Genomic DNA, 13,238 nt, shown 5'->3' with positions numbered 1-13,238 from the left:
TAGAATTGTGATCTTTTAGAATGAAGTAAAACACTAAGTTTATTGATGCAATCACGGGTGACGTTTTAGAATTGTGATCTTTTAGAATGAATTGACCATGGAGATTAACTTAACTATTTATAATGTTTGTATGAGTGGAAAAATCTTTATATTTGTTTTGGAAATACCTTTGACTTTTCATCTATCTGTGTTAAACTTAGTACAGTTTAATAAAGAAATCGTAAGTCTTTAATTGAGAGTACAGAGATGCTCCGAAGGCAGATAATTTACATGTTGAAACTAGAGAAAGTAACTAAGTAAACACTTTATTAAGAGGTAATTTTGTATGAACACGCAATTCACCAACCCTGATTGCCATACAAATTTAGTAAAGTAACCGACAAAACAGTTACTGATTTAAATAGTTGAGATAGTAAATCTCGCATGTTCTTCGTGTCCCATGTCTCTCAATTGAGATATGGGATTTTTTTATGGAAAGGTGAGTGCGGGAATGACAGAACGTATTGTATTAGATGATGCAGGCATGCAGCGGACTTTAACACGTATCGCACATGAAATTTTAGAGTATAACAAAGGTACTGAAAATCTTGTGTTGCTTGGTGTGAAAACACGCGGAGAATTTTTAGCGAAACGTATTCAAACGAAGATTCAACAAATTGAAGACGTAAGTGTTCCTACAGGAACATTAGACATTACGCAATTTCGAGATGATTTAGAGTTACCGACACCTAAAATGTCTGAGAAGTCTTATGTCATTGATGTAGACCTTAAAGACAAAGTCGTTATCATCATTGATGATGTGCTTTATACAGGTCGAACTGTACGTGCGTCACTCGATGCAATCTTACTACATTCTCGACCACAAAAAATCGGATTAGCGACATTAGTAGATCGCGGACATCGTGAATTACCAATACGCGCTGACTTCGTAGGTAAAAATATTCCAACTGCGAAAGACGAAGAAGTTTTAGTCTATGTAGACGAAACAGATGGTCGCAACGCAGTTATAATTGAATAGCTTACCCTTTTAAATCAGTACGAGAGACTGACAAAGGGTTAGATAAGAACTGTTGTCGACTTACAAAACTAGCACGAGAGGCTATAAAGCTTGTAAGAAACAACTTCTAAAGAGGTACACGTATATCTCAAACAGACAACACCTTCTTATCTTTCCCCCACAATGTCTCTTTGCACGCTGATTGCTGTAAAGAGATTTTTTTATGAAAGGAAGAAAGAGAAATGGAAAATGAACAAATGTTTGAGCGAACGGTGAAACCCGTACTAGATGTTAATGAAAAGCCGAAAGCAGGCCAATGGGCCTTCCTCAGCTTACAACATCTATTCGCGATGTTCGGCGCAACAGTCTTAGTACCATTCCTAACAGGCTTGCCAATTTCAGCGGCATTGCTTGCATCAGGAATCGGAACATTGCTTTATATCTTAATTACAAAATCAATGATTCCAGCGTACTTAGGATCAAGCTTCGCCTTCATCACACCGATTATTACAGGATTAAGTACACACAGCTTAGGAGACATGCTTGTGGCACTCTTCATGAGTGGTGTAATGTATGTCATCATCGGAATCTTAATCAAACTAAGCGGAATCGGTTGGCTTATGCATTTGTTACCGCCCGTTGTAGTAGGACCAGTCATCATGGTTATCGGATTAAGTCTTGCGCCAACAGCTGCCAACATGGCAATGTTTGAAAATACTGCAGACATGAAAGGTTACAATGTTACTTACTTGATTGTCGCAATGATCACGTTAATCACAACATTAGTTGTTCAAGGCTACATGAAAGGGTTCTTCTCGCTGATTCCAGTCTTAATCGGAATCATTGTAGGTTACATCGCAGGCATCATCTTCGGCATCGTAGATTTCAAACCAGTGATGAAAGCATCATGGTTCGACTGGCCGCACATCTATGTACCATTTGTAGATTATCATCCAAGCTTCCACTTCGGACTGGTGCTCTTAATGGTTCCGATTGTATTCGTCACAGTCAGTGAGCACATCGGACATCAAATGGTCATCAACAAGATTGTCGGCAGAAACTTCTTCGAGAAACCAGGTCTTCACAGATCAATCATCGGTGACGGTGTATCTACAATGTTTGCAAGTATTATCGGCGGACCGCCAAGTACAACATACGGTGAAAACATCGGCGTACTTGCGATAACAAAGATTTACAGTATCTACGTTATCGGCGGTGCAGCAGTCATTGCGATTATCCTGGCATTTGTAGGTAAGTTCACAGCATTGATTTCATCAATCCCAACACCAGTTATGGGTGGGGTATCCATTCTCTTATTCGGTATCATCGCTTCAAGCGGCTTAAGAATGCTGGTTGAAAGCAAGGTAGATTTTTCGGAAAACCGTAACTTAGTAATCGCGTCAGTTATTCTTGTGGTGGGTATCGGAAACTTAATGTTCGATATTCACGGCGTCAAAGTTGAAGGTATGGCACTTGCAGCACTTTCAGGTATCGTATTGAACCTAATTTTACCTAAAGTAAAACCGGAAACATCAAATAAATAAACTTTATCCAATTCTTAGGGGGAATTAACAATGAAACAATTAGTATCTATGGAACATTTATCAAATGAAGAAATCTATTCACTTATCGAAACAGCAATCGAATATAAACAAGGTAAGAAAGTTCATAAATTAAATGACACATACGTAGCAAACTTATTTTTCGAAAACTCAACACGCACAAAATGTAGCTTCGAAATGGCAGAACGTCGCTTAGGTATGCAAGAAATTCCATTTGAAACTAGTACTTCATCTGTTAAAAAAGGTGAGTCATTATATGACACATGCAAAACTTTAGAAAGCATCGGTGTAGACGCATTAGTTATCCGTCACCCACAAAATGATTACTACAAAGAATTAGAAGGATTAAACATCCCAGTCATTAATGGCGGAGACGGCAGTGGTCAACACCCAACACAAAGCTTACTTGACATCATGACAATCTATGAAGAATACAAAAAATTCAAAGGCTTGAACGTGTTAATCTGCGGAGATATTAAAAACTCACGTGTAGCACGCAGTAACTACCAAGCACTTACAGCTTTAGGTGCTAACGTTAAATTCGCAGCACCAGATGAATGGATTGACGATACTCTAGATGCACCATATGTCAAAATTGATGATGTCATCGAAGAAACGGATATTGTGATGTTATTACGTGTACAACACGAAAGACATGACGGAGAATTAAACTTTGATCCACATGAATACCATGAAAAATACGGTTTAACAAAAGAAAGATACAACCGCATGAAACCAAACGCAATTGTAATGCACCCAGCACCAGTGAACAGAGGCGTTGAAATTGATACAGAATTAGTAGAAGCGCCAAAAGCACGTATCTTCAAACAAATGAAAAACGGCATGTTCTTACGTATGTCAGTCATCAGCCATATTATTGCGGAACAACAGAAAGGGGTTCTTATCGATGTTGCTAATTAAGAATGCAAAAGTATTAAAAGACGGTAAATTAACAGAGGCTTCTATTTTAGTAGAAGACGACAAAGTAAAAGAAATCGCACCAGAAATCACAGTAGGTTCAGAAGTTGAAGTGATCGACGCAAAAGGTCGCTTCGCAGCACCTGGCTTAGTTGATGTACACGTACATTTAAGAGAACCAGGCGGAGAACATAAAGAAACAATTGAAACAGGTACAAAAGCAGCAGCACGCGGTGGATTCACAACAGTTTGTCCAATGCCGAATACTCGCCCAGTACCAGATACAGTTGAACATTTAGAAAAACTTAACAAATTAATTGAAGATAACGCACGTGTTCGTGTATTACCATACGCTTCAATTACAATCAGACAAGCAGGCAGCGAATTAGTTGATTTCAAAGGGTTAGCTGAGCACGGCGCATTTGCGTTCACAGATGACGGTGTAGGGGTACAAACAGCCGGCACAATGTATGAAGCAATGCAACAAGCAGCCAAATTAAACAAAGCAGTGGTTGCACACTGTGAAGATAACAGTTTAATCTACGGCGGCGCTATGCACGAGGGGAAACGCAGTAAAGAATTAGGTATTCCAGGTATTCCAAACATTTGTGAAGCTGTACAAATCGCACGTGACGTATTATTAGCTGAAGCAGCAGATTGTCACTACCACGTATGTCACGTTTCAACAAAAGAAAGTGTACGTGCTATCCGTGATGCGAAAGCAGCAGGTATCAAAGTCACTGCTGAAGTGACACCGCACCACTTATTAATGACAGAAGACGATGTCCCTGGTGACAACGCAATGTACAAAATGAATCCTCCTTTAAGAAGTAAAGAAGACAGAGATGCATTGATTGAAGGATTGTTAGACGGCACAATTGATTGTATCGCAACTGACCATGCACCACATGCAGCTGATGAAAAAGCACAACCAATGACAAAAGCACCATTCGGTATTGTCGGCAGTGAAACAGCATTCCCATTACTTTACACACACTTTGTGAAAAATGGAGATTGGTCATTACAACAATTAGTTGACTACTTAACAATTAAACCTGCACAGATCTTTGACTTGCCATACGGCATCCTAGAAGAAGGCAAAACAGCAGACTTAACATTAATCGATTTAGAAGAAGAGAGAGAAATCAAAGCAGAAGATTTCCATTCAAAAGCAAGCAACACACCATTCATCGGTTATAAAGTATACGGCAACCCTGTATTAACAATGGTAGCTGGAGAAGTGGCATTCAAGGAGGAATAAACAACAATGTTAGAAAAACGATATCTTGTATTTGAAGATGGTTCAATTTATGAAGGAAGAAAGCTGGGATCAGACAATCTGACTAAAGGTGAGATTGTCTTCAACACAGCAATGACGGGTTATCAAGAAACAATTTCTGACCCGTCTTACACAGGTCAAATCATTACATTCACTTATCCTTTAATCGGGAATTACGGTATTAACAGAGATGATTTTGAATCGTTAGTACCGACATTAAGTGGCGTAGTCGTAAAAGAAGCGAGTACGCATCCTAGCAACTTCCGTCAACAAAAGACTTTCAACGATGTATTAGTTCAATATGATATTCCAGGTATTTCTGGTGTAGATACACGTAGTATCACACGTAAAATACGTGAACACGGAGTACTTAAAGCTGGTTTTACAGACCACGCTGAAGATATTCCAGCATTCATAGAAGAACTTAAACAATTTGAACTCTCTCGTGACGAAGTACCGATGGTATCGACGAAAACACCTTATGTATCAACTGACTCAGACTTAAGCGTCGTATTGGTAGACTTCGGAAAGAAACAAAATATCGTTAGAGAACTTAACGCACTCGGTTGTAATGTAACTGTCGTGCCATACAATACACCAGCTGAAATTATTCTTGGCATGTCACCTGACGGTGTCATGTTATCGAATGGCCCAGGAGATCCTGAAGATGTACCAGAAGCTGTGGAAATGATTCAAGGTATCTTAGGAAAAATTCCATTCTTCGGTATTTGTTTAGGTCACCAGCTATTTGCATTATCACAAGGTGCCGAAGCTTTCAAAATGAAGTTTGGTCACCGTGGTGCAAACCATCCAGTTAAAGACTTAGCAACGGGAAAAATTGCTTTAACAAGTCAAAACCATGGTTACGCAATTGATGAAGCTTCAGTTGCACACACAGATTTAGAAGTCACACATATTGCCTTAAATGATGGCACAGTGGAAGGATTAAAACATAAAACGCTTCCTGCTTTTTCAGTACAATATCATCCAGAAGCATGCCCAGGACCTACTGATTCAAATTACTTATTCGATCAATTCATTGATATGATGAAAGAATTCAAAGCGAAGGAGCGTACAGTCAATGCCTAGAAATAATGACATTAAAACCATTTTAGTGATTGGTTCAGGACCTATCATCATCGGTCAAGCTGCAGAGTTTGATTATGCTGGTACACAAGCGTGTTTAGCCTTAAAAGAAGAAGGTTACCGCGTTATCTTAGTCAATTCAAACCCAGCAACAATTATGACTGACAAAGAAATTGCAGATAAAGTTTATATCGAACCTTTAACACACGACTTTATCGCACGTATCATCCGTAAAGAACAACCTGATGCACTCTTACCAACACTTGGTGGACAAACAGGTTTGAACATGGCCATTCAACTTCATGACAGCGGTGTTTTAGAAGCGAACAATGTACGTTTATTAGGAACAAAATTAAGCTCAATTCAACAAGCAGAAGACCGTGAGTTATTTAGAAGTTTGATGAATGACTTAGATGTACCTGTTCCTGAAAGTGACATCGTCCACACCGTAGAACAAGCTTTTGCGTTTAAAGAACAAGTGGGATATCCATTAATCGTCCGCCCAGCATTTACAATGGGTGGTACAGATGGCGGTATTTGTCATAACGACGAAGAATTAAAAGAAGTTGTGACAAACGGCTTGCATTATAGCCCAGCTACACAATGTTTGATTGAAAAATCTATCGCAGGATTTAAAGAAATTGAATATGAAGTAATGCGTGATAAAAACGATAACGCCATTGTGGTTTGTAATATGGAAAATATCGACCCAGTTGGTATCCATACAGGTGACTCTATCGTTGTTGCGCCAAGTCAAACTTTGACAGATGTTGAATATCAAATGTTACGTGACGTATCATTAAAAGTTATTCGTGCTTTAGGTATCGAAGGTGGTTGTAACGTACAATTAGCACTTGATCCATATTCAATGAATTACTATATCATTGAAGTTAATCCACGTGTATCACGTTCATCAGCCTTAGCATCAAAAGCAACAGGTTATCCGATTGCGAAATTAGCAGCTAAAATTGCGGTTGGTTTAACATTGGATGAAATGTTAAATCCTGTCACAGGCACATCTTATGCGGCGTTTGAACCAGCTTTAGACTATGTGATTTCTAAAATTCCACGTTTCCCATTTGATAAATTTGAAAAAGGCGAACGTGTACTTGGAACGCAAATGAAAGCAACAGGTGAAGTTATGGCTATCGGCCGTACGTATGAAGAATCATTATTAAAAGCCATTCGTTCATTAGAATATGGTGTCCATCATCTAGGATTACCGAATGGAGAAAGTTACGATTTAGACTACATAAAAGAACGTATCTTACAACAAGATGATGAACGTCTTTTCTTCATCGGTGAAGCGATTCGACGTGGTACAACACTCGAAGAAATTCACGAGATGACTAAAATCGATTACTTCTTCCTTAACAAATTCCAACATATTATCGATATCGAACGTGAATTAAAAGCACATAAAGGTGATATCGAATATCTTAAATATGCGAAAGACTATGGTTTCAGCGATAAAGTCATCGCGCATAGATTTGATATGGAAGAAGAAGATGTTTATCGACTCCGCCATGAAAATGATATAAAACCAGTATACAAAATGGTAGATACATGTGCTGCAGAATTTGAATCTGCGACACCGTACTACTATGGAACATATGAAAGAGATAATGAATCCATCGTAACAGATAAAGAAAAAGTGATTGTACTTGGTTCTGGTCCGATCCGTATCGGTCAAGGTGTTGAATTCGACTATGCGACAGTTCATGCCGTATGGGCAATCCAAAATGCAGACTATGAAGCAATCATCGTCAACAACAACCCTGAAACAGTGTCAACTGAATTTTCAATTTCAGATAAACTTTACTTCGAACCATTAACTGAAGAAGATGTCATGAACATTATTGAACTCGAACAGCCTAAAGGTGTTGTAGTTCAATTCGGTGGCCAAACTGCAATCAATTTAGCAGGAAAACTTGCGAAACACGGTGTGCAAATCTTAGGTACATCTTTAGAGAATTTAAACCGTGCTGAAGATAGAAAAGAGTTTGAAGAACTCTTAAATACCATCGCTGTACCGCAACCGAAAGGTAAAACTGCAACTTCTCCTGCAGAAGCTTTAGACAATGCGCGAGAAATCGGTTATCCAGTTGTTGTACGTCCATCGTATGTATTAGGTGGCCGTGCGATGGAAATCGTGTATAATGATGCAGAGTTAGAAAACTACATGAGAGAAGCTGTAAAAGCGAGTCCTGAACATCCAGTACTTGTTGACCGTTACTTAACAGGTAAAGAAATTGAAGTTGATGCGATTTCAGATGGGGAAACAGTGATTATTCCAGGTATTATGGAACATATTGAACGTGCAGGGGTGCACTCAGGCGACTCTATCGCAGTTTATCCGCCTCAAACGTTATCTGATGAAGTGATTCAAACTTTAGAAGCTTATACAACGAAACTTGCGAAAGGTTTGGATATTATCGGTTTAATCAATATCCAATTCGTATTAGCACATGATGGAGTCTATGTGTTAGAAGTGAACCCAAGATCAAGTCGTACAGTACCGTTCTTAAGTAAGATTACAGATATTCCAATGGCACAACTTGCGATGCGTGCCATCTTAGGAGAAAAACTAAGTGACTTAGGTTACAAACCAGGACTTCAACCTTATTCAGAAGGGGTTTATGTTAAAGCGCCAGTATTCAGTTTTAATAAATTGAAAAATGTCGACATTACGCTTGGACCTGAAATGAAATCAACAGGTGAAGTCATGGGTAAAGATTTAACTTTAGAAAAAGCATTGTTCAAAGGTTTAACTGCGAGCGGTGTGGAAGTGAAAGATCATGGTACAGTGTTAATTACTGTCAGTGATAAAGATAAAGAAGAAATGGTTAAAATCGCCAAACGTTTACATGAAGTGGGATATAAAGTACTCGCAACTTCAGGTACAGCTGTGAAATTAGCTGAAAATCATATTCCGGTTGAAACAGTGGGTAAAATCGGCGGTGAAGATGATTTATTAAATCGCATTCAAAATGGTGACGTACAAATTGTCATTAACACTATGACAAAAGGGAAAACGATTGAAAGAGATGGTTTCCAAATCAGACGTGCGTCTGTAGAAAATGGTGTGCCATGTTTAACATCATTAGATACAGCGAATGCGTTAACGAATGTGATTGAGAGTATGACATTCACAATGAGAAGTATGTAAAAGTAGTTAAAGTGGCTATAATGAAGATAGATTCAAGATTAAAAGGAGGATTTAACAGTGGAACAAAACATTATCGTATCCAATCGAGAAATTGCGGACCGCATTTTTGAAATTAAAGTAAAAGGACCTGTGACACGCAAAATGACACAACCTGGACAATTCGTTCATATTAAAGTAGGTGAAGGTTCACTGCATATGTTGAGACGTCCGATCTCAATTTGTCATATCGAACCTGAAATTGAAACCTTTACGATGTTATATCGTGCAGAAGGTGCTGGGACACAACGTCTGTCTCAAATGCGTGAGAATGATGCGATTGATATTATTGCACCTTTAGGTAATGGTTTCCCTGTTGAAAAAGCAGAACGTAAAGCGCTTCTTGTGGGCGGTGGTATCGGTGTTCCTCCTTTATATGAACTATCTAAACAACTGAATCGTCAAGGTATTGAAACAGTACATGTTTTAGGTTTCAGAAGTAAAAAAGATGTCTTCTACGCAGATGAGTTTGCGCAATTAGGTGAAACGCACATTGTGACTGAAGATGGCACAATGGGAGCAAAAGGCTTTGTGACAAATGTGATTTCTGAGTTGCCGGTAGATTATGATATTTACTATACATGCGGACCTAAACCAATGTTAAAAGCCATTAAAGAACATGACAAATTAGCAGATGTTGAAGGTTTCTTATCACTTGAAGAACGCATGGGTTGCGGTATCGGCGCATGTTACGCATGTGTCTGCCATACACCTGAATCTGAAACAAGTTATGTCAAAGTTTGTACAGATGGACCTGTATTTGAGAAAGGAGCAGTCATCCTATGAGTCGATTAAATGTAGAAATTCCAGGACTAGAGTTAAAGAACCCGATTATGCCAGCAAGCGGTTGTTTTGCTTTCGGTGCTGAGTTCAGTCAATTTTATGACTTAAGTGAACTGGGTGCCATTATGATTAAAGCCGCTACGAAAGAAGCACGTTATGGTAATGAAACACCGCGTGTTGCTGAAACTGATAGCGGTATGATTAATGCGATTGGGTTACAAAACCCTGGTGTGCATCACATTATTGAACATGAACTTAAGAAGTTAGAACAATTTGATGTACCGATTATCGCAAACGTTGCGGGTTCTACTGAAGAAGACTATGTATACGTGGCTGAGCATATTTCAAAAGCACCAAACGTGAAAGCGTTGGAATTAAATATCTCTTGTCCGAACGTGAAAGAAGGCGGTATGCAGTTTGGTGTGGATCCAGTAGTTGCTGCTGAATTGACACGTAAAGTTAAAGCAGTTTCTGAAGTGCCTGTATACGTGAAACTTTCACCAAACGTAACAGATATTGTCGCAATGGCTAAAGCAATCGCACAATATGCGGATGGTTTAACAATGATTAATACATTAGTCGGCTTACGTATTGATGCGAAAACAGGGCGTCCAATTATCGCAAATACAGTCGGTGGCTTAAGCGGACCAGCAATCAAACCTGTCGCAATGCGAATGGTTTATCAAGTCAGACAAGCTGTAGATATTCCAATTATCGCAATGGGCGGTGTTCAAAACGCACAAGATGTTATAGACTATATTTCAGTGGGTGCGAATGCGGTAGCAGTTGGAACAGCTAACTTCCAAAATCCAATGGTTTGTAAAGAAATCATTGATGAACTGCCAGCATTGCTCGACGACTTAGGTGTAAACCATATTAATGAATTGTACAAAAGGACTTTTGAGGTGACTAAATAATGGCAAATCGTAATTTACCTTTACCGATTATCGCATTAGACTTTGCGACGGCTGAAGAAGTAGAAAATTTCTTAGATTTATTTGATGAACCTTTATACATCAAAATCGGAATGGAACTTTATTATCAAACTGGCCCTGAATTAATTAATAAAATTAAAGCACGCGGCCACCAAATCTTCTTAGATTTAAAACTGCATGATATTCCAAATACAGTCAAACAAGCGATGGCTGGTTTAGGACGTTTAAATGTAGATTTAGTAAACGTTCATGCTGCTGGTGGTACTGAAATGATGCGCCAAGCAGTTGAAGGCTTACGTAGCGTTAACAAAGACACTAAAATTATTGCGGTCACACAATTAACATCAACAACAGAAGAAATGCTGCAAAAAGAACAAAACATCCAAACTTCAATTGAAGAGGCTGTATTAAACTATGCACGTTTAACTAAAGAAGCTGGCTTAGATGGCGTAGTATGTTCACCATTAGAAGCAGAATTACTGACAAAAGAATTAGGTTCAGACTTCTTGAAAGTAACACCAGGTATTCGTCCAGCACATTACGCACAAGACGATCAAAAACGTATTACAACACCAGACAAAGCACGTGAAATGGGCTCTACACATATTGTAGTAGGTCGTCCAATCACACAAAGTGACAATCCGGTTGAAAGTTATCATCATATTAAAGAAAGTTGGTTAGGTTAAGATGTCAAAACAAATTGCGCAATCATTATTAGATATTGGTGCAGTTGCACTATCACCGAATGATTTATTTACATGGAGTTCAGGGATTAAATCTCCGATTTATTGTGATAACCGAGTAACATTAGGTTATCCAGAAGTTCGTAACGCGATTCGTGACGGTTTAATCGAATTGATTCAAACACATTTCAAAGATGCTGAAATTGTATCAGGAACTGCGACAGCGGGCATTCCTCATGCAGCGTTCATCTCTGAAAAATTAGATATGCCAATGAGCTATGTACGTTCTAAAAGTAAAAGCCATGGTAAACAAAACCAAATCGAAGGTGCACCAAGTAAAGGTAAAAAAATCGTAGTCGTTGAAGACTTAATTTCAACAGGCGGTTCATCATTAGTTGCTGCAGAAGCATTAAGAGAAGCTGGCGCTGAAGTATTAGGTGTAGTCGCAATCTTTACGTATGGTCTTGCTAAAGCGGATCAAATGTTCAAAGATGCTGATATTCCGTTCTATACTTTAAGTGACTACAACGAATTAATCGACGTGGCTAAAGAACAAGGTAAAATTTCTGAGTCAGATATTCAATCTTTAGTTGAATGGAGAGACAATTTAGCATAAGATGGAATTGGATGGAGGGATGAACCATGTCCAATACACATGCACAAACTGCTCATAAACCATTTGCGCACATAAATAAGTTCTTATCCGCAAATGAAGATTACCGTGAGCCGGTCAATAACTATGATCAAGATGAAAATCAATGGTTATCGAATGAACACGAGAAAAACATATTCAAGAAATGTAAAACAGATATAAAAGAAAAAGGCTTAATTTAAAACAAACGACAAAATCCGCAATCATGAACACTCATTTTGAGCTTATGATTGCGGATTTTTAAATTTTAAGAAAAACGCGTCTAAGTCAAAAGTGACAGATAGACTAGCGTAAATATATTTTAATAAAGATATAACCGATAATAATCACTGCTAACATTGCTAAAATAGGTAAGAAAAAGTGAGACATCATAGACCTCCATTCATTCAATCATCTGATTAAGATTTACTCATTGTTTTGGAATAAAGTCATTATACTATGAATTGTGTCATACATATAGAAAAAGGTACTGTTTGATTCACTTTTGGTCTTTCATAATGTTAGCTTAATTTAACCCTTTTGAGGAAAAACACAATCTCAATTAAGGCAGTTCTATGTATAGGTTGAGTTGCTTTTGTATAGTCATTCATGTATCGTTTTAAGTGTCAAAATAGTGATTTTTAAGTTGCTTAATTTTAAATTACTATGTGATTAGTAAATAGTAAGTCTATGAGGAGGGGATAGTGTGCAAATACCAAAGGTGACACCATTTTTAATGTTTAATAATGAAGCTGAAGAAGCGATTGAACTTTATACTTCAGTATTTGAAGACAGTGAAGTGGTTTCAATGGTGAAGTATGATGAGTTTGGAAGCGGAGAAGCGGGTGCAGTCCAACACGCAATTATTCGTTTAAAAGACCAAATTATTATGGCGATTGATAATTCTAATGGAACTGAAATACCGATGAATCCATCTATTTCTTTATTTGTGACAGTAGATAATGCTATGGAAATGGAACGTCTATACAGTGGACTAAAAAGCGGCGGTGCCATTTTAATGGCCAAAACTGAGCTTGGACCTTACAGAGAATTCGCATGGATACAAGATCGCTTCGGTGTGAATTTCCAACTAGCATTAATGGATTAATTTCATCAATGATATGTAAAGGGGTCGGGACATAAATGTTCTGACTTCTAA

At 38.3% G+C, this 13,238-nt stretch carries 12 protein-coding genes; all 12 read left to right on the top strand.

The features are described 5' to 3' along the window. Nucleotides 1–490 precede the first annotated feature (490 nt). Nucleotides 491–1,018, top strand: coding sequence for a bifunctional pyr operon transcriptional regulator/uracil phosphoribosyltransferase PyrR (gene pyrR, locus HMPREF3270_RS09530; protein ID WP_057511005.1), 528 nt, complete (start codon nucleotides 491–493; stop codon nucleotides 1,016–1,018). Between the two features lie 221 nt (nucleotides 1,019–1,239). Continuing rightward, nucleotides 1,240–2,541, top strand: a complete 1,302-nt coding sequence (locus HMPREF3270_RS09525; RefSeq protein ID WP_002480616.1) for a uracil-xanthine permease family protein — start codon at nucleotides 1,240–1,242, stop codon at nucleotides 2,539–2,541. Nucleotides 2,542–2,571: 30 nt separating this feature from the next. After that, nucleotides 2,572–3,480: an aspartate carbamoyltransferase catalytic subunit gene (locus tag HMPREF3270_RS09520; protein WP_060803937.1), complete on the top strand. Its 909-nt coding sequence runs from the start codon at nucleotides 2,572–2,574 to the stop codon at nucleotides 3,478–3,480. After that, a complete protein-coding gene (locus tag HMPREF3270_RS09515; protein ID WP_002480618.1) occupies nucleotides 3,467–4,738 on the top strand; it encodes a dihydroorotase in 1,272 nt (423 codons plus the stop codon). The genes HMPREF3270_RS09520 and HMPREF3270_RS09515 overlap by 14 nt, the downstream gene beginning before the upstream one ends. Before the next feature lie 6 nt (nucleotides 4,739–4,744). Beyond that, nucleotides 4,745–5,845, top strand: a complete 1,101-nt coding sequence (locus HMPREF3270_RS09510; RefSeq protein ID WP_070848774.1) for a carbamoyl phosphate synthase small subunit — start codon at nucleotides 4,745–4,747, stop codon at nucleotides 5,843–5,845. Next, nucleotides 5,838–9,011: a carbamoyl-phosphate synthase large subunit gene (gene carB / locus HMPREF3270_RS09505; RefSeq protein ID WP_070867246.1), complete on the top strand. Its 3,174-nt coding sequence runs from the start codon at nucleotides 5,838–5,840 to the stop codon at nucleotides 9,009–9,011. The genes HMPREF3270_RS09510 and carB overlap by 8 nt, the downstream gene beginning before the upstream one ends. A 57-nt stretch (nucleotides 9,012–9,068) precedes the next feature. Beyond that, nucleotides 9,069–9,833 (top strand): dihydroorotate dehydrogenase electron transfer subunit, encoded by a 765-nt coding sequence (locus HMPREF3270_RS09500; protein WP_060803939.1) that lies wholly within the window; start codon nucleotides 9,069–9,071, stop codon nucleotides 9,831–9,833. Then, complete coding sequence (locus HMPREF3270_RS09495) at nucleotides 9,830–10,747, top strand: dihydroorotate dehydrogenase (RefSeq protein WP_057511010.1); 918 nt, start codon at nucleotides 9,830–9,832, stop codon at nucleotides 10,745–10,747. Before HMPREF3270_RS09500 ends, HMPREF3270_RS09495 begins: the two co-directional genes overlap by 4 nt. Next, nucleotides 10,747–11,451, top strand: coding sequence for an orotidine-5'-phosphate decarboxylase (gene pyrF / locus HMPREF3270_RS09490; RefSeq protein WP_002480623.1), 705 nt, complete (start codon nucleotides 10,747–10,749; stop codon nucleotides 11,449–11,451). The genes HMPREF3270_RS09495 and pyrF overlap by 1 nt, the downstream gene beginning before the upstream one ends. 1 nt (nucleotide 11,452) lies before the next feature. After that, on the top strand, nucleotides 11,453–12,064 hold the full coding sequence (gene pyrE, locus HMPREF3270_RS09485) for an orotate phosphoribosyltransferase (RefSeq protein WP_023015755.1): 612 nt from the start codon (nucleotides 11,453–11,455) through the stop codon (nucleotides 12,062–12,064). A gap of 26 nt (nucleotides 12,065–12,090) precedes the next feature. Next, complete coding sequence (locus HMPREF3270_RS09480; RefSeq protein WP_070848776.1) at nucleotides 12,091–12,282, top strand: hypothetical protein; 192 nt, start codon at nucleotides 12,091–12,093, stop codon at nucleotides 12,280–12,282. 503 nt (nucleotides 12,283–12,785) lie between these two features. Beyond that, nucleotides 12,786–13,187 carry a VOC family protein gene (locus HMPREF3270_RS09475; RefSeq protein WP_002480626.1) on the top strand — a complete coding sequence of 134 codons (402 nt, stop codon included), beginning with the start codon at nucleotides 12,786–12,788 and terminating at the stop codon, nucleotides 13,185–13,187. Nucleotides 13,188–13,238: the final 51 nt, after the last annotated feature.

It is taken from the genome of Staphylococcus sp. HMSC65H10, from assembly GCF_001839185.1.
GTDB lineage: Bacteria > Bacillota > Bacilli > Staphylococcales > Staphylococcaceae > Staphylococcus > Staphylococcus simulans.
This window is presented reverse-complemented; position numbering and strand designations above follow the sequence as displayed.

Bases quoted from the DNA above. Each gene is read 5' to 3' on its own strand.
- HMPREF3270_RS09510 (WP_070848774.1), top strand. From the start codon at position 4,745: ATGTTAGAAAAACGATATCTTGTATTTGAAGATGGTTCAATTTATGAA.
- pyrR (WP_057511005.1), top strand. From the start codon at position 491: ATGACAGAACGTATTGTATTAGATGATGCAGGCATGCAGCGGACTTTA.
- HMPREF3270_RS09480 (WP_070848776.1), top strand. From the start codon at position 12,091: ATGTCCAATACACATGCACAAACTGCTCATAAACCATTTGCGCACATA.
- HMPREF3270_RS09515 (WP_002480618.1), top strand. From the start codon at position 3,467: ATGTTGCTAATTAAGAATGCAAAAGTATTAAAAGACGGTAAATTAACA.
- HMPREF3270_RS09520 (WP_060803937.1), top strand. From the start codon at position 2,572: ATGAAACAATTAGTATCTATGGAACATTTATCAAATGAAGAAATCTAT.
- pyrE (WP_023015755.1), top strand. From the start codon at position 11,453: ATGTCAAAACAAATTGCGCAATCATTATTAGATATTGGTGCAGTTGCA.
- HMPREF3270_RS09525 (WP_002480616.1), top strand. From the start codon at position 1,240: ATGGAAAATGAACAAATGTTTGAGCGAACGGTGAAACCCGTACTAGAT.
- HMPREF3270_RS09495 (WP_057511010.1), top strand. From the start codon at position 9,830: ATGAGTCGATTAAATGTAGAAATTCCAGGACTAGAGTTAAAGAACCCG.
- carB (WP_070867246.1), top strand. From the start codon at position 5,838: ATGCCTAGAAATAATGACATTAAAACCATTTTAGTGATTGGTTCAGGA.
- pyrF (WP_002480623.1), top strand. From the start codon at position 10,747: ATGGCAAATCGTAATTTACCTTTACCGATTATCGCATTAGACTTTGCG.